This is a genomic window from Koromonas humicola (assembly GCF_059726255.1).
Window position 1 is genome coordinate 2768463 of sequence record NZ_AP040873.1, and the last position, 25735, is coordinate 2794197.

A 25735-nucleotide genomic window follows, 5' to 3' on the forward strand; every position below is an offset into this window, starting at 1 on the left:
CTGTGCTGCTTGTGATGCAAGCAAAGGCAAACGATCCGCCTTCGAAAGGACCTCGTGAATCTGCTAGGGATTAGCGGCTTGGATGACTCGGCTCCTTACAAGCAGGAGCACTGGCCAGGACTCGACCCCAGAGAATATCGAATCGCGCAAGGATACGATTCGGCTGCGGCCCTGGTGTGCGATGGACGGATCGTCGCAGCGGCGGCACAGGAGCGCTTCAGCCGAAGGAAACATACAGGTGAGTTTCCGATCGACGCCATCCACTACTGTCTCAGCGAGGCAGGACTTTCGATCGATGATATAGACGGAATTGCACACGGGTTCGATTACAGCCCATTCCGACAAATGTATTCGCTGAATGCCGATTCAGCAGGACTGTACGAAAAGGTCTTTTCGAAAGAAGCGTTTGTCGGGCACGTGCAGCAGTGGTTTCCTGAGTTCGAAGCACAAAGAGTGCATCCCGTGGGACATCACCTGGCACATGCAGCGAGCGCAGCATTCACCTCAGGATGGGATGAATGCCTAGTGATGATCAACGACGCCATGGGGGAGGTGCAGAGCCTCTCGGTGTATGAGTTTGTGGATGGACAGTTGAACAAACTGCACGAACTCTCAGCCAACGACTCAATCGGGATTCTGTATTCGTTGGTAACGCTGCATCTGGGATTCGATTTCAATTCGGACGAGTACAAAATCATGGGTCTGGCACCGTATGGCGATCCGGAGCGCTTCCGCGCGTTCTTCGAGCAGACGGTTGAGTTGAGGTCCGACGGATCCATCCGAATACCGATATTGCGACTGAACCGGACGAGGGATGAGCGCGAGAACTACCTCGCAACGAGAGCGTATGTCGACGAGCATCTGATTCCACGCCGCTCACCCGAGGCGGAAATAACGCAGGAACACAAAGACGTCGCGGCGGCATTGCAGGAATGTCTCGACCGTGTGGTGCTGCATGTCTGTGGACACTTTGGAAGAGAGACTGGACTGCGGCGCATTGCACTTGCCGGAGGTGTGGCGCTGAATTGCACGGCCAACGGAAAGCTGATCGACTCGGGACTGTTCGATGAAGTGTATATCCAGCCCGCCGCAGGAGATGATGGAATCGCATTGGGAGCGGCGCTGTACCGAGCATCACTTTGCGACGAAGTACAGAACGAGCGAATGCCTGTGCCGCTGCTCGGACCTTCATACGCGCATCCGTGCGTAGAACGGGCAATCGCGAAATTCGCGGACAGAATCACGGTGCAGCGGTTCAAGTGCCTGGACCAGACATGTATGGAGGCGGCGAAACTGATCGCTGCGGGACGAGTCGTGGCGTGGTATCGCGGACGAATGGAATATGGGCCGCGAGCACTCGGCAATCGGTCGATTCTGGCTGATCCGGGCCATCCGGCGATGCGCGACCGGATCAACGCAATGGTGAAAATGCGCGAGGCGTTTCGTCCATTCGCTCCAGCGTGTTCGGAGGAGGAGGCGCATCGCTGGTTCTGCGTGGCTCCCGGAACCAAGATGCCATACATGATCACGGTTGTCGATGTAAGACCGGAGCATCGCGCATCGCTGCCAGCGATTACGCATGTGAATGGATCGGCGCGACTGCAAACCGTCTCGGAAAGGGATAACCCCGAATTCCATCGCCTGCTGCAAGCTGTGGGACAGACCACAGGGAGAGAGATGGTTCTGAACACAAGCTTCAACGTAAAAGGTCAGCCGATTGTGAACAGACCGGAAGAGGCGATTGGAACGTTTCTCGGCACCGGCATTGAGTATCTCTTCCTGGAGGACCGCCTTGTCTCCCGCAGAAACAGTTAAGAGCAAACTAGAGCCCGGATCGCAGGCGACGACAATTGCGCAGACCTTTGAAGCGCAAGTAGAGAGCACGCCAGATGCAGTGGCACTAGTGTCGGCAGGAAGAAGCATCACTTACCGTGAACTCGACGAGCGCGCGAATCAGCTTGCGCACTATCTGCAGGAGATGGGCGTCGGGCCGGAAACACTAGTGGGAATCTGCGTGGAACGGTCGCTGGAGATGGTCATTGCGCTGTTGGCGATTGTGAAGGCAGGCGGCGCTTATGTACCGATGGACCCGGAGTATCCGGAACAGCGAATTGCATGGATGATCGAGGACTCGGGAGCGTCGATTGTCATTGCGACTGAGCGCACTCGAGCGGGAATCGCATCGGCGAAGAATGTCGTGTGCATGGATCGAGACGCTCAAGCGATCGCCATGCGAGATCGCAATCGCTTCGCATCGGCAGCGCGAGGGGAAAACCTCGCATACGTAATGTACACGTCGGGCTCGACGGGGAAGCCGAAAGGTGTGATGGTCGAGCATCGGAACGTACTTAACTTTTTCAATGGCATGGATCGCGTGATTGGATCTGAGCCGGGCGTATGGCTTGCGGTGACGAGCATCTCGTTCGACATATCGGTGCTTGAGTTGTTCTGGACGCTTGCACGCGGATTCACCATCGTGATCCATGGCGACGAAGGTACCCAAACCATCGCGGAGGAGATTCGCCGTTACGACGTCACTCATATGCAATCAACACCTTCGCTCGCGCGCATGGTAGCCATGGACGCGAACGGATTGGCTGCGCTGGGATTGCTGAAGAAGTTGCTTTTGGGCGGAGAGGCGCTGCCGGCATCGCTGGTACGAATGCTGCGATCGACGTTCAGTGGAGAGCTGCACAATATGTATGGACCGACCGAGACTACGATTTGGTCCACCACATGCCCGGTGGTCGGGTGTCCAGAGACGATCTCGATTGGCGCGCCCATTGTAAACACTGACGTGTACGTGCTCGATTCGGAGATGGGACGGGTGCCAGTGGGAGAAGTTGGCGATCTGTACATCGGTGGTGATGGCGTTGCTCGCGGATATTGTAATCGTCCGGAACTGACGTCAGAGAAATTCGTCGAAGATCCGTTCAAGCCGGGTAGCCGCGTCTATCGCACGGGAGATGTCGCGCGATTCTTACCCAATGGAAAACTGGAATTCCTTGGGCGTCAGGACTTCCAAGTGAAGTTGCGCGGACACCGCATCGAGCTGGGCGAGATTGAGTCGGCCCTTGAAAGCCAGCCAGCAGTCGCACAGGCGGCAGTGGTCGCACGGCAGTTCAGGGAAGATGACACCAGGCTCATTGCTTACATAGTTCCGCGACAAGGTGCCTCCATCAGCGCGACAGAGCTTCGCACAACATTAGGTGCCATGTTGCCGGAATACATGGTGCCTGCGAATTTCATTATGATCGAGCAGTTCCCTCTCACTGCAAATGGAAAGATCGATCGCAAAGCGTTGCCGGATCCTACTCCAACTGAGAGATCGGAAACGACTGCAGAACCTCCGCGCAGTGAGTTGGAACGCGTGATCGCGACTACATGGAAAGACGCACTCGGTGTGGACGGCGTTGGACTCGATGAAAACTTCTTCGACCTCGGTGCACATTCGCTGATGGTTGCCGAAGTACATATTCAGTTGCAGCAGCAATTGGGGCGGGAATTTTCGCTCGTCGATCTGTTTCAGTTTCCTACCGTAGCAGCACTGGCAAATCACCTCAAGGGCGTGCAGCCCGCTCCGGCGCTGTCGAACCGCACAGCACGGCGGCTGAACGCGAGGCAACGAGTACGGGCAGCATGAGCGATTCAGCAATTGCGATCATCGGAATGGCCGGACGGTTTCCCGGTGCACGCAATGTGTCCGAGTTCTGGCAAAACCTCAAGAACGGGGTTGAGTCGATTCGGAGCTTGAGCGACGCGGAGTTGCTGAGGGCAGGTGTTTCCGCCGAGGAACTCGCACAGCCAGAATATGTGAAACGCGGCGTAATCCTTGAAGACATGGACATGTTTGACGCGGGATTCTTCGGCTTTAGTCCGAGGGACGCGGCGATCATGGATCCACAGCATCGTATTTTCCTAGAGTGCGCATGGTCTGCACTGGAAGATGCTGGACACGTGCCGGGAGTGCGCGAGGAAGGATCAATAGGTGTTTTCGCGGGCTCGGGAATGAGCTCGTACATGATCCACAACCTGCTGACGAATCCTCAACTGGTAGCGAGTGCCGGGCTGTTCCTGATTCGCCAAACGGGAAACGACAAAGATGTGCTCGCTACGCGAGTGTCCTACGAATTGAACCTGCATGGGCCAAGCGTTAGCGTGCAGACGGCGTGCTCGACGTCGCTGGTTGCGGTTCATATGGCCTGCCAGAGTCTGCTCAACCAGGAATGCGACATGGCGCTCGCTGGTGGAGTCACGGTGGAGTTTCCGCATGGGCGCGGATACTTGTATCGCGAAGGCGAGATCTTGTCGCGCGATGGACACTGCCGCTCGTTCGATGCGGAGTCGAGCGGGACAGTGTTCTCCAGCGGCGCTGGGATTGTTGTCCTGAAGCGTCTGGAAGATGCAATTACTGATGGTGATTGCATTCGTGCTGTGATTCTGGGTTCGGCAATCAACAACGATGGATCGCGAAAAGTCGGATACCTTGCACCAAGCGTGGATGGACAATGCGAGGTGATTGCAGAGGCCTTGGGAGTGTCTGGGGTTTCCGCAGAAAATATTTCCTATGTGGAGACGCATGGAACTGGAACAAAAGTCGGCGACCCAATCGAGGTGAAGGCACTGACACAAGCTTTTCGCCAAAGCTCGATTGCGAAAGGCTATTGTGCAATCGGATCACTGAAGACCAACATCGGGCATCTGGATACGGCTGCGGGGGTAGCGGGATTGATCAAGACGACGCTCGCGCTTGAGCATCGACAGATTCCGGCAAGCCTTCACTTCAACAAAGCCAACCCGCTGATTGATTTCGAAACGAGCCCGTTCTTCGTGAATACGCAATTGCGAGAATGGAACGCTAAAGGGATACGTCGCGCAGGGGTGACTTCGCTCGGCATTGGCGGAACAAACGCGCACGTGATCCTCGAGGAAGCGCCACCAAGCAACGCGAGCAGTGACGAATCACGGCGCGCTCAGCTACTCGTGATATCGGGCAAGACCGCATCGGCAGTCGAGCAGGCGAGCAAGAATCTGAGCGCACATTTGCGGCAGCATCCGGAGATCGCGCTGCGAGATGTGGCGTACACGCTGCAGATGGGACGCAAGCACTTTGCGCATCGGCGAGCGGTCGTGGCGACAACCGTCGAGCAGGCGGCAGCAATGCTGGCGGGGGAAGATGCAACCGGAGTTGTGAGCGGTCAGGCTTCGACAACGCCGCTGAGTCCGGTATTCATGTTCTCAGGACAAGGATCGCAATATGTGAATATGGGCCGCGACTTATATCAAACTGAGCCCATGTTCCGAGAGGTTATTGATGATTGCGCACTGCGGCTAATTCCCTGCCTTGGTTTGGACCTGCGCAACCTGTTGTACCCGGAACAGAGAGATGAAGCGGCGGCGGACTCTGCTGATCCCAGAGTTGGAAATTCGCCAACACTGGGCCACCCTGACAATGCTCTAGATGAAGCGGACGCGCAGCTATCGAATACCCGATACACGCAGCCTGCATTGTTCGCCATCGAATACGCGTTGGCACAGTGGTGGATCTGCCATGGCGTCAACCCATCGGCAATGATTGGGCACAGCATTGGCGAATATGTTGCGGCTTGCGTTGCTGGGGTGTTCTCGCTGGAGGATGGGCTGAGACTGAGCGCGATCCGCGGGCGCATGATGAGCGAGATGCCGACGGGTTCGATGCTTTCGGTGGCGGCGGCGGTCGGGGCTATGCCTTTGGCGCCCGAGTTATCGATAGCTGCGATCAATGGTCCGGAGCAATTCGTGGTATCGGGCGAGGACGATGCAATCGACGCGTTTGCAAGCGAGTTGCAAGGGCGCTCGATTACGTGTCGAATGCTCCACACCTCTCACGCGTTCCACTCGTCGATGATGGATCCGATGCTCGACGCGTTCCGAGCGCAGGTGCAGGGCGTCAAGTTGCATGCGCCGAAGATTCCGTACATCTCAAACGTGACAGGGACGTGGATCAAGGCTTCAGAAGCTACCGATCCCGAATACTGGACGAAGCACTTGCGGCAAGCCGTCCGCTGGGCAGATGGTGTCTCTGAGTTGTTCCGCGAATCGGGACGAGTGTATCTGGAAGTTGGTCCGGGGCAAGTGCTCACATCACTGACACGAGCGCGTGCGGATCGTCCTGCAGCTTCTAAAGTGATCGCATCAATGCGACATCCTCAGGAGAGCGCAAGTGACGCCGCGGTGTTGCTCAAAGCTGCAGGACAACTGTGGGCGTCCGGAGCACCGCTTGATTGGCGCGGTTTTCACACACATGAAGAGCCACGCAGGGTGCCGCTGCCAACCTATCCGTTTGAACGACAGCGCTACTGGATTGAGCCTGGAAGAACACCCGTCACCGTAGATGCTTCGCAAGTGAAAGAGACATCGAGCGAGGAACAGTGGTTCCATCGGCGGGTTTGGAAGAAAGCTCCCATTGAGCAACAACCTGCGTCAACGCCGGAGTGTTGGCTACTTTTTCTGGATGACTTAGGGCTGGGAGCGGATGTTGCGAAGCAACTGAAATCCGCTGGCCACGAGGTGATCGCCGTCTCTGCAGCGAACAAGTATCGACGGAGATGGTCGGGGTCGTATCTGGTCAGGCCGGGAGTGCGCGAGGACTTTGACGCATTGTTGAAGGACATCGGCAAGCATGAGCACATGCCAACGCAGGTTGTGCATCTGTGGTCCGTTACCGACAACGAAGGTTGCCATTGCGTCGATCGAGAGCTGGACTTGAGTTTCTACAGCTTGATTTTTTTAGCGCAGGCATGGGGTGAGCAGGACCTTGGTCCGGTGAACATTTCATGCGTATCAAATGGATTGCAGTCGGTGGCAGGCGAGCACGTCGTCGATCCAGCACGGGCCACGTTGACCGGGCCCGTGAGAGTGATTCCGAAGGAGTTCCCGGGTGCGCTGTGTCGCAATATCGACTTCGATGGTGAGCTCAAAGAGCGTGAGAGAGCCGCTGCCTCGATAATCAGCGAGTGTGTTCATCGCGATGCCGAAAGCTGCGTAGCGTATCGAAATTCAGAGCGCTGGGTGGAGAGCTTTGAGACAGCAAACGTTAAGCCGAATGCGGCAGGCATTCGACTGAAAGAGAAGGGCGTGTACCTGATCACCGGCGGCATGGGTGGAATTGGGTTGGAGTTGGCCGAACATCTGGCGCAGGCTGCACACGCAAAATTAGTGCTGGTAGGACGCACAGCGTTGCCCTCCGCAAAAGAATGGCAGCGCATACTCCACGACAAGAATGGTGCAGTCGAGATCCGCGAGAAGATTGCGAAATTGCGCAGGATCGAATCGCTAGGCGGTGAGGTTCTGACAATCACTGCAAACATCACTGATCGGGAACAGATAGAGGAGGCGCTGGAGGCGGCGCGTGCGCGCTTTGGAAACATTGATGGTGTGATCCACGCAGCGGGTACGATCGATGATGGTCCGCTGCAGACCAAAACACGAGAAGCTGCAGGGCGAGTGTTGGCCCCGAAGGTTCAAGGCACGATCGCGCTAGAGAGAGCTTTGCGCGGCAGCAAGCCCGAATTTGTGATTTTGTTTTCGTCGATCAGTTCGATCATGCCGCCTGGGGGACAGGTGGACTACGCCGCAGCGAACGCCTTCCTGGACGCTTTTGCTTTGAGTGGCACAGAACAGACGTTCACGGCTGTGAACTGGGCGAGGTGGGGCGAGGTTGGACTGGCAGTGCGCGATGAGCAATTGCCAGGATTGAGCAGGCGGTTGGCGCAGAACTCGTCCGAGATGGTGTACGCCGCGAACCTGAGCTGTTTGAAAGATTGGCTCGTAGCGGAGCATCGATACAAGGACGGCGAGGCGCTGATTCCGGGAACTGGTTACATGCAATTGGCCGCAGCGGCTTTGATCAAAGACAGATTCGAGAGCGGAGTCGTGCTGGAGGATGTGTTCTTCGTCGCTCCGTTGAAGGTTGCCGCAGATGAAGCCAGGGACGTGCGGGTGCGTCTGAGACGGCAGCAGAACGGCTATCAATTCTCAGTGCTCGCCAAGGCAAATGGCTGGACAGAGCATGCAACAGGGCAGGTTGCACGTAATCGGCAAAGCGCTCCTGCGGACAGAGACGTGGATGACATTCGCCGCAGATGTTCGCGCAAGCGAATTGATTTCGATGAGCAGCACAGAACCAAGCAAGAGCGGTATTTTGATTTCGGCCCGAGGTGGCGCAACCTAAGGAGCTTACACGTTGGGCAAGGGGAAGCACTCGCCGAATTACAGCTTGGCCAAGAGTTCACCACCGATCTCGACAAGTGGTGGATGCATCCCGCAGTGCTCGACCTCGCGACAGGCTCGGCTCTGTATTTGATCCCTGACTACGAGAGTTCCGATGCTCTCTACCTGCCACTGTCGTACAAGAGGCTCACTCTATACCGACCATTGCCAGCGCGGTTCTTCAGCCACATACGCTCCGGCGCAGACAATAACGCGCAGCGCGATGCTGCGGTATTCAACATAACCCTACTCGATGTAGAAGGCCGGGTTCTGGCCGAGATAGAAGAGTTTTCGATGCGTCACATCGCGAACAGCGCTCAAGCTGGCGAGCAACTTCAGCCCACACTGATCGCTAACGTGGACGATGCTCTCGAATATCAGGGAATGTCGACGGCAGAGGCGATCAGGGCTTTCGATGCAATCCTCTCGTTGGATATGTCACCGGGCATCATCGTTCATCGTGGAGCACTTCGAGAAAATGTGCCTGCAATACCGGTGGCTGTCCCACCAGAACGCAAGACTGCAAACAACGGCAATAGCGACATTGAGAGCATGTTGGCGGAGTGGTGGCAGGAGTTGCTGGGCGTGGAGAAGGTCGCCCCCGACGACGACTTCTTCGACCTGGGCGGACACTCGCTCGTTGGGGTTCGTTTGTTTGCCAAAATCAAGAAGACATACCAAGTGGATCTGAATCTCGCGGTACTGTTCGAGGCTCGCACAGTGCATCGCCTGGCGGTGCTGATTCGCAAATCGCTCAAAACCGAAGCTGCTGAGCCGAAGAAGTGGACGGCGCTGGTTCCGATTCAGCCGAAAGGATCGAGGGCACCGATTTTCTGTATGCACGCGGTAGGAACGAGCGTGATGTTTTACCAGAACGTAGCGAAGTATCTCGGGCAGGATCAACCGCTGTACGCTCTCCAGTCGCCGCTGGTCTCGGACGGCAGAGCGCGCGAAGTTACTGTGGAAGAGCTAGCCTCGATCTATGTGAAAGAACTTGAAGAGTTCATTCCAGAAGGAGATTTCGTTCTGGGAGGATGGTCTTTTGGTGGCATGATCGCGCTCGAAATGGCTCAGCAACTCAGTGCACATGGCAGAAAGCCCAGCGCTCTTATCGTGTTCGACACCATCATTCCGGGCAGTTTCCAATATCGAGACGCAAGTGCTCAAGTGCAGCGACACTGGGAGAACTTTCTGGAGAACGGACCGCTATACCTGCTTCAAAGACTTCGATCAAAAGCTGTTTACTTGTCCTCGCGAGCGGCGCTGAGGTGTTGGAAGCGCGCAAAAGCCTTGGCTTGTGATCTGTACGATAAGGCGGGTCGCGAGCTACCAGCAGCGCTGCGCACCTTCCAGATTGAGGAAGCGCACTACCGGGCACACGACCTCTACAAACTCAGTCCTTATGCCGGGAAAGTAACGCTACTGCGAGCAACGGACGTGGGCCAGACGGTCGCGACCCTCAAAAATATGACGCTAGGCTGGGACAAAATAGCCACGGAAGGGCTCGAAATCCACGATGTACCCGGCTGGCACCTGACAATTTTTGAAGAACCGAACGTGCAAGTTCTAGTAGAAAAGCTCAAACTGTCCCTGCCAGCGTAATAGCACTCTCATTCCTTCAATGAACAAGCCGGGTTGCGGGTTCAATTGGCGCGACCGTAGAATCGAAAGTGCGAATCTACAAGGCTTATCTGATCTGATTTCCTACGAAGGAAGACAATGGCGCTCGATCTGTATAACTCTCTAAGCGGCAGAATTGAAGAATTTGCTCCGGCGGATGACAACACTGTTCGGTTCTACGCGTGCGGCCCCACTGTGTACGATTACGGCCATATCGGCAATTTCCGCACGTTCGTAGCGGTGGACATGTTCCGCCGCTACATGCGCCAGAGCGGGCTGAAGTTGATGCACGTAATGAATATCACTGACGTGGACGACAAGATCATCAAGAACGCGAACCAGCGCGGCGTGCCGATTGGCGAGTACACCAAGAAGTTTGAGAAGGCGTTTCTGGAGGACATGGAAACCCTCGGTATCGAGATGCCCGAACGAATCTCGCGCGCCACGGAACATATCACCGAAATGGCGCGATTCATTCGCAAGCTTGCCGACAAAGGGTACGCTTACCAGGCCGAGGATGGTTCGTGGTACTTCCGCATCGCAAAGTTTCCTGAGTACGGCAAGCTGAGCAAGAAGGATTTCGGCGGGATGATTGTCGATGGCGGCGGAAGAACCGACGCTGACGAGTACGAGAAGGATGACGCAAGAGATTTCGCGCTCTGGAAAGCTCCGAAGGAAGGCGAAGCGAGTTGGGACACGGAGATTGGGCGCGGCCGTCCGGGCTGGCACATTGAGTGTTCGACGATGGCAATGGAGTATCTGGGCGAGACATTCGATCTCCACGCGGGTGGCGAAGATCTGATGTTCCCGCACCACGAAAACGAGATTGCGCAGAGCGAGTCGCTGACGGGGAAAACGTTTGCTCGGCACTGGATGCATGTTCGTTTCCTGCTGGTAGAAGGTCAGAAGATGTCGAAGTCGCTGGGAAACTTCTTCACCCTGCGCGACCTCGTACTTATGGGACACAAGCCCTCATCGATCCGTCTGCTATTGTCGTCAGTTCCCTACCGCAAGCAGTTGAACTTCACCTTCGATGGACTGGTACAGTCGGCGAATTCGGTGGAGCGCTTCAGAAACTTCAAACTGCGGCTTGAGACCGATCACTGGCCCGAAGGCTCGAACCCGGAGATTTCGGAGATGGCGACGAAGGCTGTCGCCGAAATGCAGAAAGCGCTGGATGACGATCTGAACACGGCGCAGGCGCTGGCGGCGATTTTTGACTTGGTGCGCGACGTGAACGCTGCGGCCGATCACGGCAAGGTGAAGAAAGACGACATTCCGGCATTGCTCGACGCACTGGCAAAGTTCGATGAAATCTTTGCTATATTGAAAGATGAAGACGGTGCCCATGTGAAAGCTATTGTGGACTGGGCCAAGGCAGAAGGTCTGGAAGATAAGATCAGCCCGGCAACGCTGGAGATCGCGAAGAGTGCAGCATTGAGCGATGCGCAGGTCGAGGAACTGGTCGCCAAGCATTCGGCTGCGCGCAAAGCTAAGGACTTCAAGACGAGCGATGCAGTCCGTGATGAACTTCTGGCTCAAGGCATTGTTCTGGAAAACACCAAGGATGGTGTGAGGTGGCGCCGCAAGTAAGCGCAGTACGCGATTATCAAGAAGAGCGGCCTGAGGGCCGCTCTTTTGCTGGTGCCGGTGGCTGGTGACCTTGAATGGTGGCGCAGATTGGAACTGTGTAGGGGGCCTTCGCTCCGCTCAGGATGACACTGGTTTTGCGAGACGATCAGATGCCCATTTTTAGCTAGTCGCCATTGGGTTCGACGGGTTCGAGTTCGAGAGCGTCTTCTTCAGTCGCCTGGTGCTTTACCTTTGCTCCTGTTACGAGGATGACAGACAGGATGACGACGACAGAGCCGGCAAGCATGTAGCGATCCATCTTTTCGCCATGGAAGAAGCAGCCAAGAATCAGAGCCACGATCGGGTTCACGTATGCGTAGGTCGCCACCTTCGTAATCGCGACATTCTTCAGCAGCCAGACGTACGCCGTGAAGCCGATGAGGGATCCGGCGAAGATAAGGTAAACGACAGCCCAAAGAGAACTCGCGGCCCAGGTTGCGTGGCGGAAGTCGCCCGACACGATGGACAGTAAGGTGGCGATGAGTCCGGCAAAAAGCATTTGCCAGCCGCTTGCGGTGTAGGGATCGACCGTGATGTGCCAACGCCGAGTAAGAATCGAACCGCTTGCCCAACTGATGCTCGAGAGCAGGACGAGCACAGAGCCAAACAGCTGACGCGCTCCAAAACTGGTGTGGCCGGAGATGTCGGGCCAGAGCAGAATGGCGACTCCTAGGACTCCGAGTGCAATGCCGGCAATGCCACGGGCGGAAAGCTGGTCGGAACTGTGGCTGAGGCGCTCAAGGATCAGAAACCAAAGCGGCGTGACGGCGATGAACATGGCCGCAAGACCAGTCGGCATGTAGGTCTCTGCCCATCCAAGGACAATGTTGGATGTGACAAGAAGCAGGATTCCGATTACAGCGAGCCGAACCAGATCGCGGCGCGGAATCATGATGCGATTGCCACCAAGTGCACGAATGCCGAGCATCATCAGTCCGGCGACCGTGAACCGCAGACCTCCCATAACGAGAGGCGTCAGGTGGTCAACCGAAAGTCGAATTGCGAGATACGTCGAGCCCCAGAGCACATAGACCAACGCAAAAGCGATGACTACATGCAGACGTCTGGGAGTTGTGTTGAGAGTCATGGGATACATCAACTTTATCAGGTTTGAGGGCGGGCGTAGGAGCGCAGCACAACAGAGCGCATGAGCACTTGTAAGTTGGACTTGCAAGCGGCAGAATCATAACGACATGCATGGACGTGGGTTCGAAGAAGGTTCGACTGTTTTGCTTACGCTGCATTCCCCCCGGCAGAAGTACTTTGGCATTCTGCTCAGGCTGGCTGCGGCAGGCGTGGAACTGCGCGGCGTGTCACTGGAATCATTGGACGATCTGGCGAGACAGATCAAGGCAGGCGAACGGGCGGGAGCCATGACCCTTTTCTTCCCAATGCACAGGGTGGAGCAGATGGAACTGGACATGGCGGCAGGAGATCTGCCATCGCTGGCCGAAAGCTTTGCCGCAAACGCCGGACGCACAGTGGAGGAAGTTTTCGGGACTGGAGAGAAATGGGACTAACGAACCAGTTCTGGACGGCTCCAAACCAGTTGACGCTGATGCGTCTCTTCTTCATACCGTTCATCAACATTTGCATTGTCGACAGGAAGTACCAGACTGCGCTGATTCTGGTGGTGATTGCCGGATTGAGCGATGGACTGGATGGGTTGGCGGCGAGGCTTCTTCATCAAAAGACCAAGCTGGGCGAGTATCTGGACCCGATTGCCGACAAACTGCTGCTGAGTTCGTTGTTCCTGGTCATGAGCTTTAATCAGCTCATTCCGTGGCACTACACAGTGTTGGTGTTTTCACGCGACCTGTCGATTCTGGTCATTTCGGCTCTGCTATATATCGTGGGGCTCAGGGATTTTCGACCAGGGATTTTCGGGAAAGCTAACACGGCTTTTCAGATTGCGGCGGTGTTCGTTGCGTTACTCGCGAAGGTTTACCGGACAGACATCATCCTTATGATTCGCCAAGTGCTGCTGTATGAGGTATTTGCATTCACGCTGGCGTCGGCGCTGCACTACGTGTTGCTCACGGGACAGAGGTTGAAGAAGCTGCCGACGGTGAAGTAGAAGAGTTCCCAGAAAAGTCAAAAGCCCCACATCTGCTGACTGCGGCAGATATGGGGCACCTTGTACCTAAGATTCTTCTTGCTACCAGGGCGAGGGGCCGGGGTGGTATGAGTGGCCGTCGAGGACGTGGTGTTCGCCTTCATTTGCCGCGTCAATGATCTTGTACGGGGCTGGAATCTCGAAGAGCGGCGCGGGTTGATCCCCACGCGTAACCCGAGTAATGGTCGTGACGATTTCGCCTGCCCACGGGTCGCGATGCATGCTGCGCATGACAAGTTCGAGTTCCGGCGAGAACCACTGTTCACTCACGATGTCGATGGGACGGTCGTTGCCGATTTGTCCAGCAGGCAGCGTGGTAATCACCCGAGTGCCGACCGTGCGGAAGCCAAGGATCTTCTGCTCCCCGAGGTTCTCGGTCCGCACTGGATTTGGAGCGGCCAAGAACGGCTGGTCGATGCGCATGGCTGGCGGGCTTGACTCGGCGGACTCGGCCGGGAGAAAGCTGGTGTTCAACTGCGCGGGGACGGCCCCATTGGGCGCGTCAGGCGCACCGTGATGCCGGGTTGTGAATCCGTGCAAACGCCAATGGGATGTCCCACTGGCCGGTGCGGCTGAAGCTGGGGTGGTCGAGCCACTTGCGGCTGGCTTGGCTTCGGTCGAGAGCAACGGAGTGCCCGCGCCTTGTGTATTCAAACGTGCCACGTAAGCCGGGCCAGCATTGAGTTCGTATCGGTGCGCGACCATCTCTTGCGGATCGAGCACATAACCATAGCCGAGCTTCTGATCCACGATAGTGATGAAACTCGCGGCCGTTGCTGTGGCGGATACTCCGGGCATGGAGAGCTGTGATTCGCGGCGAATCCGACCGATGGCATCGCGATAGATGGTCGAAGTAGTAGAGCGCGAGATGCGATTGCCGTCAGTAAAATTCTGGTGATGCTCGGTTCGAAATTCAGCAAATACAGGCTTGCCAATGGTCGCCTGGGCGCCCAAGGGGCTGGAAAGTCCGAGTAAAGCCGAAGAAATAGAGATAGGCGGAGGCGCGATCTGGACGGTAATGGGAGGAGCGTTGTTGTTGGAGGTCGAAGCAGTCGATGCCTCACCGGTGGTCACTGGAGAAGCGGAAACCTGTGCAGCGGAATCCTGGGCCATCGCCAACTGAGGCAATGCAAGCAAACATGCGAGCGAAAGCGAAGCTGCGTTAATCAGACGGACATTCATTTCCGTGGAACTCCTGTAACATTCGCGACGATCCTACAAACACTGTTCACGATACCCGTTCGCGACATAACTTCCATAACCTCAAAACTGCAGTCCATCTTTAACCTTCTTCAACTACCCTCGTACCCGCTTGAAACTAGAAAATTAGTTGGCCACGCGAATCGCGCGAGCCACGCCGTCGGGACCAACTACAACCTCGGCATTCACAAACGCATTGCCTACAGTCTGACCGACGTTGGGCTTAACCTGCCCAACCGGAACTTTGATTTTTACCACCTGCATCGGTCCGGAACAGATGACCGGATCGCAATACATAAGATTGGAATAACCGGGCCACGTCGAACTGGCAGACTGCGCAACACTGGTTGCTCCGGTGCTGGCAAGTCGCATCACTGGTGCGGCGTTCGGGGACATCTGCGTCACGGGTGCGGATTCGTAGTTCTGCCCTCCGGCATAGGCCATGACAGGTCGGGCCGATGCGCGCACCGCAACCGGAGCCGAGGACGGCGCGGAACGGAATGCTACGGAAGCAAGTTCTGACTGTGCGGCCTCAAGCTGCGAACCGATGGAGCGAGAACGCTGCTTCGTCGGGCGTGCCGAAGGCTGGGCAGCACGAGAACTAGAATTCGAGGCAACAACTGCCTTGGCAGACTCTGGCACGGATTTGCTGGGCTGAGCGGGGGCAGGCGATGTAGCGATTGTAGGCGCGCTGACAGTCGGAGTCCCTGTCCACAAGTGAACCGCCGAACCGAATACGGCAAAGACTAGGGCTGCGGCAGCGGCTCCGCTCAGCCAAGTGCGCGATATCGAGAAGCGTTCTGACCAAGCACGCGGTGACGCCCACTCCAGAATGGGGCGGTGTGCCGGAAGCGTGTGCAGGCGGGTAGCCGGAGCAGCGTCAGAGACAGGCGTTGCGTTCCAGGCGGCGCGCCGTTGCTGAAGTCGGCGATAAGACTCCATTACGGCGCGGTCCGTGGCACGCGAAGGCCCGGCAGGCCCCGCCGCAGCCAACTTGCGAAGGTTGGCTCGGAGGCCAGTACGGGCACGCAGATGCGAATTGCACCGTTCACACCGCTGTGCATGCTGGTTCGCCTCGGGATGGAGAACGCCGGAGAGCATCTCGTCAATTTGAGCGTCGAAGTCTTTGCATCTCATAGCAAACACCCTTGAATGAGTCCACCAGCCTGTTTGCCAGAGGGCTGGATACGAGTTTCGAGTTTTTTTGCGAGCAGGCTGTGAGCGCGATTCAGGCGCGAGCGTATCGTTCCTAAATTGCAGCCGAGCTGGGCACTGGCATCGGCATAGGACATTTCACAGAGGTCGCAGAGGACAATTACTTCGCGGTAGTGTGGCGGCAAGGACTGTACGGCTTCTCGGACCAGGTCGACAGTTTCACCTCGAAGGACCTCGGCGATCGTGTCATGCGAACTTTCCAGAACAAGCTCGACCTCTTCTCCCTGCTCGTTCTCAGAGGTAAGCGACTCTTCCCGCGCCTCAGAACGATAGGCACGGCGGACAAAGTTGCGGGCAATGCCAAGAAGGAAGGACACCACCTGGCCCTTGGTTTCGTCGAACTTCTGCCCCTCCTCCATCAAAGTAATGAAGGAGTCGTGGGTAATATCCTCAGCCAGTGACACCGAACCGGTCATATGCAAGGCGAATCGGTACACATTCCCTTTCAAACGCTCGTAGAGCGCAGCAAAGGCTTGCTCGTCACCAGAGATGGCGAGGCGGAGGAGTTCGGGCTCCGATAGGACATCGGTCAAGGGCATCGAGCTCACGGCGTTGCGGACAACGTTAGGTCCTACCAGTATTACCGAGAAGGCAGGGGTTAGTTCCACAAAAGTGAGATGAATTACAGGAAATTTACGGGATCAGATTGAGCAAGGCTGAATAACCAGAGCAGGAGTAGCGCACAAATCAATTGGAGACCTGCGAATCCTAAGTGCCCACTGCAGGTCTCCCTATCTTCTTTATCTCGCAGTCCTCGGGAGCCGCAATGGTTCGAGAAGAACTCTCGGTACGAGGTCGGAACCAGGTTTCCTTCCTTCTCTTACAATCTTCTTCTTTAACCCCGACGCATCCATACTGCAGAACCTCGCAAATCCAGATTGCCTGAAACACCTGACACCCAGCGCGAGAGTCAGTCGCGGTAAACAGCATCCGATGTCCACAATTCGCGGAGGAATCGTCAAAGTCAGTACGAAATGCGAAAGTTCATGACCACATAATGCATGGACTTGCATCTTCGCTGGCAAACACCCGCTGTTTACCTGCATTTAGGACGTGTAACTTCGGTTATAAAAGTGCACGTATCGCGCACAAGTCGTGCCGTTTCGAACGGAGCGTCAACCACAAACATGAACGAATCTACACGAAAGTCAGTTCCCCCAGGGCCTGAATGCATGTCGATGAACGCTATTGATCACCGCACCGCCGCTCGCTTTCCACTGCAGATTCCTGTCGAGGTGCTGTTTGACGATGGCGCAAAAGTCAGCGTCTTCACGCGTGACATAAGTGCAAGTGGAGTGTTTTTGCAGGTAACAAAAGATCTGGAATTGAGAGACTCCGTCCGGTTTCTTGTCACTTTCCCAAGTGAGATCACTACGTCCTGCAGGATATTGACACTCTGTGACGGAATGATCGTGAGAAAAGAATCCGCAGGAGAATGGGAGGGAGTAGCAGTAAAGATCGAACGTTACGAATTCCTAGGCTCGACTCCATAGACCCTCAGAGTACCTCCTAGAAACGACGAGCAACTTCGGTTATGAGAAATCGGCTTCTGCTAAAGAGCTTTCTAGCTGATAGATGATACTGTCTCCCCTTCTGCACGCATAACCAATGCGGGCACGCTCCTTGCCCTCGCCAGTGATCTTCCATTCCCCTTTGTCGCAAATGAGACTGAGTTGATTGCGAGTGCGCCACCAATGGTTTATCTCACCGGGCTTGGCATGCCACGCGTTCTGTTCTGTGATGAACTTGCTGACGTGTTGAAGCAGCGCGTGGTACAGCTCTTGTCCCTTCTCACTCTGAATGTAGTCGGGATGCACGAGAATGCTGATCATTCCGTGCTGCTTGCGGATGAGTTCGATCTCTTGAATCCAGAGGTCGATTGAATGCTGCTCAAGTATGTGGAGCAGAGCGTAATCCTGAGTCGTTGTAACTGGAATCTCAAGCATGGCATCAACGAAATATGGGAATACAGTGCAGCATCCCCCCTGCTGTGGGTCCAGGTGAGCTACATTCGGCACCGACATGTCGTATTCAAACTCTAAGGCGTGGAACCACTGCTGATTCCGATACATTGCCCCAGAGCGGAATCCCTTCGACTTGAATTCCTGTCCGTAACGGTTGATTGTGGCGACGCGCTTCGTAAACTCGTGCTGGTCGAGGAAGAGGTTCCCATCATGGTTGAGATCGTGAACGTTGATCTCAAACCCGCGTCGACGGATGCTATCAAGTAACTCAGTTCCGACTGGATATCGCGACTCCGGAATGATTTGGAAAGATCCGGTGATCCCATACGACTCGTCGATCTCCATCAGCGCAGAACAAAAATCCGCACCAGAACGCGTCTCCACATCGTGCGTTACAACCAAACAACTTTCGTGCCCGTCTGGCCAAAACCAGATGAACGGCATGACCTCAAGTCCCTGTGACTTCATCAGGATTGCAAGCTGCCGCTTTCGCAGGTGCTCGACGGTGCAGTCCACTGGCCAATGCGGAAAAGGATTCGTTTCCCATCCGGAGAAGTACAGGCGCTGAATGTGCTTTCTGATGTTAACGGGCAGTAGTGGCCGGAAGGTGTAATAGATGGAGCGCAGGACAGACTCCATCGCAACCGAGCGCTCACTCGATGGATAACGCTCCAGCAACAGGTTATCTATGAGTTCGTCCGGATTGTAAGGAAAAAGGGAGTTCGGGGAGGAGACTGTGTGACCAACTGAAGATAAGAGGGCTTTAGCAGTAGGAGCGCCGGCGCCCAGCGATGACGAGCCATAACAAACTGTTCCGTCCTCAAGCTTGAAGAAGCCCGGCGGACTGGTTACAACATTGTTCGAGGTTCCAGGGAGATTAGATTCCGGGATCCGAAAATGCTCAATTAGTCGTCGCATGCATCCATGGGCCGCGGTTTGCCGTTTGCAACCGGGACCCGCATTTTCGGCTTCAGAGTCGCACCGATCAGGCACAAACGATTAGATGCCCGCACTAGCCGAGGTGTCTATACAGAAATCTGCCAGACGCAGCCAATGCGGCGTCTGGCAGATGAGCAAAGATCTGCGATGTAACGTGCGAAACCCATTCCGGATACATGGGATTCTGACGTTCGTGCCCACCCTGACGGAAGTAGGTCAGTTGCGTACGAACACCACCAAGACGGTCTTTGAACGTCGCCAGTCCTTCGTTGTGAATATCCGATCGTCCAAGGTCGAGCGTACGCATTCCATTCTCAACGGACTCCTGTATCGTCTTCCAGAACAGAAACGGCACGCCGCCGAGATGATTGAATCGATCGTTGCTGCAACCGTACTTGTACGTGACCGTCTTACCAAACGTAAGAGTAAGAAGTGAGGCGACTGGAATGTCGTCTTTCCACGCTACGCGAATTGTAAGGCTTTCACCGAGACAGCTTATGAGATTGCGAAACCAGTCGTACGGTTGAGGGGGAAGGCTATGTCTTCTGCGCGTTTGCAGCAGCAAGTGATAGAAAGCCGAAAGCAGGTGTTCAGAGCGTCCGCTCTCGTATCGCAGTGCCTCTCGATCCGCTCGGCGAATCTTTCGCTGTATGCAGTCCTTGTGCATTCTGCGAAAGATGTTCTCTATCGAATCTTCAAGCGACAACGTGTGAAGGTAGAATCGCTCCGATGGATTGAGCCCCGCGGAATTGGGAGAGTTCGCTAAAGTGAGAGGGCGGAACTCGACGTACTTGATTTCTCGACTGAGAACTTGAGTACGGATATGGTTGAGGAGCTCCGTTTGCGCTTCGGCGCCTCCCAGCAGCTCACAATGATCGGAAAATGGGAGCGACACCAAGCGCCGTCCGGTAATCCAGCTATCCACAGTACAAAACACAAAACCGTTTTTGAGTCGACTGCCGGGCGGGGTAGTAGTGAGAACTAGAGGGACATACTCATATGTCCTGCGCAGCGCTTCCAGCCACGCGGGAGAATGAAATGCCCCTGCACGCGGGTGTTGTGATACGAATTCACTCCACCTACTATCCTGCAGCGGATTGATCTCGTAAACGGCCATATCTTCATAACCGCAGGACTACAAGCGCTAGATGTTATCTGATGCCATGAAGCTGGTAAACCCATAATCGGTGTTCGCAACACCGGTTCCCCCAAGGAAAATACCCATTCCCGGGCTCCCGCTACTATAGGTGCTGTCGGTGGCTTGCAGAACCTGAACCCCGTTGATATACGCGGTGATGACGTTCCCTACAATCGTCGCCTTTACTACGTCGCCTTCCTTCACACCGAACTGAGCACCGCCTGCTGAATTTAGGTATGTGAATTTCCCAAAGGCACCGTCCCAACGCACGATCTGAGTATAGGCATTGGAGGTTTTCAGGCATCGGAAATTGATTTCGTAGCCAGTAGAAAGGTGAGCGGAGAGTGAGCTACGAAGTCTTATTTCTACCTCTTCGTACACAGCCTCACTTTGGTTGACGCTATGAACCGTTGCTTCTGCCACTTGGTTTGCGCCCCAGGTTCCGGTCAACAATGCAGTGGAGTCATCGTAGCTTGCAGTGCCGGATTCGGTACCGTAGGCGAGGCCGGGCTTAGTCGCGATGTCTGCCCAGTCAAGTCCGACACCCTTGCCACCTATCCATTGACCATTCTCAGAAATCGGGTTTTCGGCGGCGGCGAAATTTGTTGTGTAGGTCCTTGGCGTGGCAGGCGTTGGAGTTGGAGTAGGGGTGGGCGTTGGAGTTGGAGCTGGCGTGGTGGGAGGGGTTGGGGCAGGACTCTCAATCGTACCCGTGTTTGAACTGGTTGCCGAACTTGCACCGCGACCGCAATACAAGCTCAGGCAAACCGTCATGACTACCACGCCCAACACCACGTACGAGGAACGCGCCAGCCGAGGCAATCTTTCGTAATTGATCATTCAACTTCACCTGATCTTCGGATGGTGCATTTGCCCTCGATTCTTACGCCACTAGAATCTCGCCATCGAGGGGTGCAGGTTTCTGAAAGCTTCGGAAGAGACCCACGTAAAATGACTTCTGCCCCATCACAAATAGCAGGATCGTCAGGTAGGTGCAGAAGAACACAAACACACCTACAAGAAGCCGTGGAAGTGGAAGCAGGTGAGGACCGTAAAACAGTTGTAGTCCACCCGCTACTGCGGCGGAAACGAGCCCTGCCGCAAACGGGCGAGCAATGACATGTAGCAAGTCGCGGAGAGATATTACGGTGCCACGGGTAGCCCAGCTCATCAAAGGAATGACGGAGAGCATCATGACACAGGAATACGAGAACGCGACACCAATCGCTCCGCGAGCAAGCCCGATGGAGAATCCCGTAATCATGAGCGGAGCCAGCACTAAGGCAATCTTCAGACTGCGTCCGACCAAGCCAATTGAAGGCAGCAGCCACCCTAGCGGATTCAGCATTGCGAACGCGAGGGTGGTTGGTGCAAGCAACCGGAATACGACAACTGCCGCACTCCACTTCGCGCCGAGAACTACCCGAATCATGTCTTCGGCAAAGAGCGCGCAGGCAAACGTGATTGGAATCGAAAGCGAAAGGATAATCGAATAGCCTTTTAGAAAAAAGTTCCGAAGGCGTGACGGCTCATGCTGGACACGCGAAAGCGCTGCGAATGCGACCGCACCCGCAGCAGAATTCAGATTCTCAGAAGGAATCGTAATCAGTTGATACGCCCTGCCATAGATTCCTAGTGCCTCGACTCCACAGAAGCGACCCAACAGAACCTTGTCGGTATTGTTGGCCAGGTACATGACGAAGCTGTTGAGAGTGACAGCACTCCCGAAGCGCATCATCGAACCAATGCCGATGTTCAGGTGCGCTCTGCCCGGAACCCACCGAGTCAGCGTCCATACACACACTGTATATACGAGCGGAGTAACCGTCGTTGTCGCGACCAAAGACCAATATCCCAAACCATGGGTCGCCATTGCCACGCCGCTTCCGGTGCTGACCAACAGAGAACAGATTTCGAGGATCGACAGTGTGGTGAATCGCACCTGTCTCTCAAGTATCGCCGTATGCTGAACGCTAGCTGCATTGAAGACAAACGCTGTCGCGAGAACAGCGGTGACTCCCAGCAGCCGCGGCTCATGGTAAAACGCGACCACAAGTGGCGAGACGGCTAGAACCACGCAACAGAGAACCACGCCGACTCCCAAGTTTATCCAAAATAGAGTGGACGACTGTTCTTCGGTTAGGGTCGTTCGCTGCACTGCGGCCGCAGACAGACCAAAGTCTCGGAATACGGTAAACACTCCGAGCACCGATGTAACCATGCCGACCAATCCAAAATCCTTCGGATCGAGGAGGCGCGCGAGGATCATCAGAGATCCCATTCGCAATGCGAAGTTCGCTGCCTGCGCGCAAATCTTAGCTGCTCCGCTCCGCAGCGCGCGCTCTTTCAGATCCTGCATGCTTGACCCCAACTGCTTAACGTCATAATCCTGTGCTCCTTTTGAAGTATTGTCGGGGCTAGAGAATCATCTTGCGGCAGTAGAAAGCTTCGGCAAATCCACTGGGAGCATTGCACTCCATACCCCGAAGACGCATAAGCGCAAGGAATGTGTTCTCCTCAAACCAACGTTTCGTTCGCTGAGAGGAAAAACTCTCCATCAAGATCGCGATCTTCTTCTCATACTGCTCCGTCCGAAGTGGAACGAAGACACTCGGTCTTCCCATGTCGCCGTCATACTTCGGTATCTCGTACTCAAGAATGAAATGGTCGCGGAATGTGTTCCACGTCAACTCCGAAATGAGTCGATGATCCTGATGGGCATCTTGGCTGTTGTGAGTAAAAATGAGGTCGGGCGAGATGGGCTTTAGTTCTTCGAAAAAGCTCTTAACGTGGGCACCGACGAATGGCATGCAGGTGTCAGGAAATTCCTTCAACAGCAATTGCTCGAGGCGATCGGCACCGACGAAGCAGCCAGCAGCCTTTTGTGCCTCCGTGCGGCGAATTCCGCAGGCGCTGAATACGACCCAATGGAACACTGCATTTGGATACTGTCGAGCTAATCGAAGAATCGTACCGCCACAGCCGATCTCGATGTCATCGGAGTGTGCGCCGAGGCATAGGATCTTGATCGGAGCGTCACTACCACCGGGAAAACTGAGATTGATCATTCTTAACTAGGCGCTTTCAGCCAGATTCACAGCAGCACTGCTCAGACTACGGGGCCGGTCGAGTCCGGCGAGCGCGCGTTGCGCAGCACCCTCACCACTCTTGAAAGCCTCATCGGTCCAGAGATATCCCCACTCGCCGTAGCGACCGCAATACGAAATGCCGATGTCATCAAGGTAACCGTGGACGGTCTTCACGGCCTCTGCACGTTCAAGATCAAAAATGATGTTGGCGTGTTTGAGATACATCGCCTTCGAGAATAGGATCTGGTCGTCCTCATGGAGGAGTCCGGCACGGCGAAGATCGCGAATAACCGGCTCGATCCAGTCTTCAACCTTTCCGGAGAATGGCCTGTATTTATCTGAGAAATACACCTCGGCCTGGATGCTCCCAGTACCGGGAGGTGCGTTTCTCGACGTAAGCATGTGCGGGAATCCAAGGCGAGTAAAGCAGATGTCCTCGTCATAGAAGTACGTCATGTGCGCACGAGAGATGTCTTCGCGATTGATGCCGAGGTTCACCAGCACACATGACGAGCAGGCAAGACGCTTGGAGGCCTCAACAACATCGCTTGGCGCGCTGGGAATCATGCGGACCAGATCCGGAAGAGGAACCGATGACACAAGCGCGTCGTATTGGGCCACCGCACCATTGGCGAACCGGACCTCTCTCGCATTCGGGTCTATATTGACGACCTCGTGATTGAGATTCAGATTCCCCATGGGTACGAACTGGCTGAGGTAACGCACAAAACCGCCATCGGTCGGGTAGCGGAAATGAGTAATGTAATGTACCTGCGGAGGAACGGACGAGATTGCGCCACGCAACATTTCCTCGAGGCTGGGCCGGTGAATGCGTGGTCCAAGCCAATCGGTGCTGAGATTTTCAGCGCTGGTCAGGTGATACTTTCGCGTGTAGCGCATTGGAAACTGTTCGGCGAAAGTGCGGCCGAAGCTTGCTAGCAACCAATCGGCATAATTTCTGATTGGTCGTTCCGGGGCCTGGCGCTCCTCCACAAAGTCTTCGATCGACTTAATCACGACGTCATCAGGTAGGCCGCGAAGATTGACTTGTACCGGATGAGTTGGCCAGTATCCACGCCAATAATTGTTCAGGTGAATCTGGATCGTCTCGTACCGTTGATCCACGCTATTCGCAAAGAGTTCCTGGATGCGTGGGTCCTTGGTGTAAGAAATGTGCGGCCCCACATCAAAGATGAATCCATTGTCGTGTCGGAACGAAGTAGTATGGCCACCATAGTATGAGTTCTTGTCATACATGACAGGGGTGACGCCCTCGGAATGGAGTCTATGTGCGGCTCCGAAGCCAGCCATTCCGGTGCCCAGAATAAGAACTTTTGGCGTAGACATCCTTCGCACCTCTACAGCCTTGGATGAGAATTGTGCTCACAATTGTTGGTATTAAGGTTGGAATCTCTTGCATCCTCCCCAGGGCGATAGTGCTCGCACGCTTTTGAACTTAGTGATTGGAATTCTTCGATTTGGTTACGCGTGAACGCCGCGATATCCTCTCCCCTGCTGCAGGAGCGATACCAGTCCGTAATCCATTTCAGAGCTTCTTTCAATGTAAGGACGGAACTCCATCCAAGAATCGTTCTTGCTTTCGAAGCGTCCAACTTAAGAGCATGCGCTTCGTGTGGATGGCTTGACTTGTCTTGCACCCAACGGGCATCGTCGCCCCACTGCTGTACCAATTCATCGGCAATCCACGAGACGGGCTTCGTGTCAGAATCAGGCGGGCCGAAGTTCCATCCGGAAGCGAACTGCGCGCCGTCTTCCAGAAGTCTTTCAGCGAGCATCAGGTATCCGTAGAGTGGTTCCAATACAAACTGCCATGGGCGATAGGCCGCCGGATTCCTGATGAGGCACGGCTTGCCACACATGAAAGCCCTCATCAAGTCAGGAATTAGTTGGTCGTACGTCCAATCCCCTCCGCCAATTGCATTACCCGCACGAGCGCTGCCTACGGCGATTCCGTGCTCAGCAATCAACTCGGGAGGAAAGAATGATTCCCGATAGGCATGGGTCACAAGCTCCGCACATCCTTTGGAATTTGAGTACGGATCTCGGCCACCCATGGGTTCGTTTTCGCGATAACCCCAGGGCCATTCGCGATTCTCGTAGCATTTGTCGCTGGTGACATTGACGACAGCACATGGCTGCTTCAGTTGCCGCAATGCCTCGAACAGGTTCACAGTTCCCATCACGTTAGAGGAATAATTCTCGATGGGATCTGCGTAACCTCGGAGAACGCTGGATTGTGCCGCCATGTGAATGACGACTTCAGGACGACACTCGGCTAGCGCGCTTTTGAGGCGCGCATAATCCCTGATGTCACCACGTATGGAGTGGATTGCCGCGCTTACGCCAGCCTGTTCGAAAAGGCTTGGCTGCGTGGGAGGATCGAGTGCGTAACCGGTAGTCTCGCAGCCAAGAGAATCGAGCCAAAGGGACAGCCAGCTTCCCTTAAAGCCGGTGTGTCCGGTGACGAACACTCGACGCCCTTTCCAGAAGGAACGATTGATCATGTTTTAAGTTGCACGACACGCAATCACCCGGCGATAGCGGGCGTGCG

At 55.3% G+C, this 25735-nt stretch carries 18 protein-coding genes; 7 read left to right on the plus strand and 11 right to left on the minus strand.

Translation table 11 applies throughout. From position 1 onward, the window contains the following. Positions 1-54 precede the first annotated feature (54 nt). The 4 genes from AC6IZD_RS12065 (at position 55) to cysS (ending at position 11463) form a co-directional block, all read left to right on the plus strand. Positions 55-1815 (plus strand): carbamoyltransferase family protein, encoded by a 1761-nt coding sequence (locus tag AC6IZD_RS12065; protein ID WP_497783563.1) that lies wholly within the window; start codon positions 55-57, stop codon positions 1813-1815. Continuing rightward, on the plus strand, positions 1793-3643 hold the full coding sequence (locus AC6IZD_RS12070; protein ID WP_497783564.1) for a non-ribosomal peptide synthetase: 1851 nt from the start codon (positions 1793-1795) through the stop codon (positions 3641-3643). The genes AC6IZD_RS12065 and AC6IZD_RS12070 overlap by 23 nt, the downstream gene beginning before the upstream one ends. Further along, a complete protein-coding gene (locus AC6IZD_RS12075) occupies positions 3640-9852 on the plus strand; it encodes an SDR family NAD(P)-dependent oxidoreductase (protein ID WP_497783565.1) in 6213 nt (2070 codons plus the stop codon). The genes AC6IZD_RS12070 and AC6IZD_RS12075 overlap by 4 nt, the downstream gene beginning before the upstream one ends. 117 nt (positions 9853-9969) lie before the next feature. After that, positions 9970-11463, plus strand: a complete 1494-nt coding sequence (gene cysS, locus AC6IZD_RS12080) for a cysteine--tRNA ligase (protein ID WP_497783566.1) — start codon at positions 9970-9972, stop codon at positions 11461-11463. A 163-nt stretch (positions 11464-11626) separates the two neighbouring features. Here the strand turns inward: cysS and AC6IZD_RS12085 are convergent, their stop codons facing one another. After that, positions 11627-12589 carry an EamA family transporter gene (locus AC6IZD_RS12085; protein ID WP_497783567.1) on the minus strand — a complete coding sequence of 321 codons (963 nt, stop codon included), beginning with the start codon at positions 12587-12589 and terminating at the stop codon, positions 11627-11629. Positions 12590-12695: 106 nt separating this feature from the next. Between AC6IZD_RS12085 and AC6IZD_RS12090 the strand changes: the two genes are divergently transcribed. Together AC6IZD_RS12090 and AC6IZD_RS12095 are read left to right on the plus strand one after the other, a co-directional pair. Further along, a complete protein-coding gene (locus tag AC6IZD_RS12090) occupies positions 12696-13022 on the plus strand; it encodes a hypothetical protein (protein ID WP_497783568.1) in 327 nt (108 codons plus the stop codon). Further along, positions 13013-13579 carry a CDP-alcohol phosphatidyltransferase family protein gene (locus AC6IZD_RS12095; RefSeq protein ID WP_497783569.1) on the plus strand — a complete coding sequence of 189 codons (567 nt, stop codon included), beginning with the start codon at positions 13013-13015 and terminating at the stop codon, positions 13577-13579. The genes AC6IZD_RS12090 and AC6IZD_RS12095 overlap by 10 nt, the downstream gene beginning before the upstream one ends. An 81-nt stretch (positions 13580-13660) precedes the next feature. Here the strand turns inward: AC6IZD_RS12095 and AC6IZD_RS12100 are convergent, their stop codons facing one another. The 3 genes from AC6IZD_RS12100 to AC6IZD_RS12110 form a co-directional block, all read right to left on the minus strand. Then, the gene (locus AC6IZD_RS12100) at positions 13661-14800 is read right to left on the minus strand and encodes a hypothetical protein (protein WP_497783570.1); all 1140 of its coding nucleotides are present in this window, start codon (positions 14798-14800) and stop codon (positions 13661-13663) included. Between the two features lie 144 nt (positions 14801-14944). Next, on the minus strand, positions 14945-15955 hold the full coding sequence (locus AC6IZD_RS12105) for an anti-sigma factor family protein (protein WP_497783571.1): 1011 nt from the start codon (positions 15953-15955) through the stop codon (positions 14945-14947). Further along, entirely contained in the window at positions 15952-16566 is a 615-nt protein-coding gene (locus AC6IZD_RS12110; RefSeq protein ID WP_497783572.1) for an RNA polymerase sigma factor, read from the minus strand. The genes AC6IZD_RS12105 and AC6IZD_RS12110 overlap by 4 nt, the downstream gene beginning before the upstream one ends. A 594-nt stretch (positions 16567-17160) precedes the next feature. On the opposite strand from AC6IZD_RS12110, the gene AC6IZD_RS12115 reads away from it, so the two are divergent. Continuing rightward, positions 17161-17526, plus strand: coding sequence for a PilZ domain-containing protein (locus AC6IZD_RS12115; protein ID WP_497783573.1), 366 nt, complete (start codon positions 17161-17163; stop codon positions 17524-17526). A gap of 39 nt (positions 17527-17565) precedes the next feature. Here AC6IZD_RS12115 and AC6IZD_RS12120 read toward each other — a convergent pair whose 3' ends face one another. From AC6IZD_RS12120 to rfbG, 7 genes are all read right to left on the minus strand, one after another. Further along, complete coding sequence (locus tag AC6IZD_RS12120; protein WP_497783574.1) at positions 17566-18915, minus strand: polysaccharide deacetylase family protein; 1350 nt, start codon at positions 18913-18915, stop codon at positions 17566-17568. 94 nt (positions 18916-19009) lie between these two features. Then, complete coding sequence (locus AC6IZD_RS12125; protein WP_497783575.1) at positions 19010-19603, minus strand: GNAT family N-acetyltransferase; 594 nt, start codon at positions 19601-19603, stop codon at positions 19010-19012. Between the two features lie 477 nt (positions 19604-20080). Next, positions 20081-20914, minus strand: coding sequence for a hypothetical protein (locus AC6IZD_RS12130; RefSeq protein ID WP_497783576.1), 834 nt, complete (start codon positions 20912-20914; stop codon positions 20081-20083). A gap of 43 nt (positions 20915-20957) precedes the next feature. Continuing rightward, entirely contained in the window at positions 20958-22433 is a 1476-nt protein-coding gene (locus AC6IZD_RS12135; RefSeq protein WP_497783577.1) for a lipopolysaccharide biosynthesis protein, read from the minus strand. Positions 22434-22491: 58 nt separating this feature from the next. Continuing rightward, positions 22492-23142, minus strand: coding sequence for a PIG-L deacetylase family protein (locus AC6IZD_RS12140; protein ID WP_497783578.1), 651 nt, complete (start codon positions 23140-23142; stop codon positions 22492-22494). Between the two features lie 6 nt (positions 23143-23148). Further along, positions 23149-24510 carry a protoporphyrinogen/coproporphyrinogen oxidase gene (locus tag AC6IZD_RS12145; RefSeq protein WP_497783579.1) on the minus strand — a complete coding sequence of 454 codons (1362 nt, stop codon included), beginning with the start codon at positions 24508-24510 and terminating at the stop codon, positions 23149-23151. Between the two features lie 11 nt (positions 24511-24521). Further along, the gene (rfbG, locus tag AC6IZD_RS12150; protein WP_497783580.1) at positions 24522-25688 is read right to left on the minus strand and encodes a CDP-glucose 4,6-dehydratase; all 1167 of its coding nucleotides are present in this window, start codon (positions 25686-25688) and stop codon (positions 24522-24524) included. Positions 25689-25735: the final 47 nt, after the last annotated feature.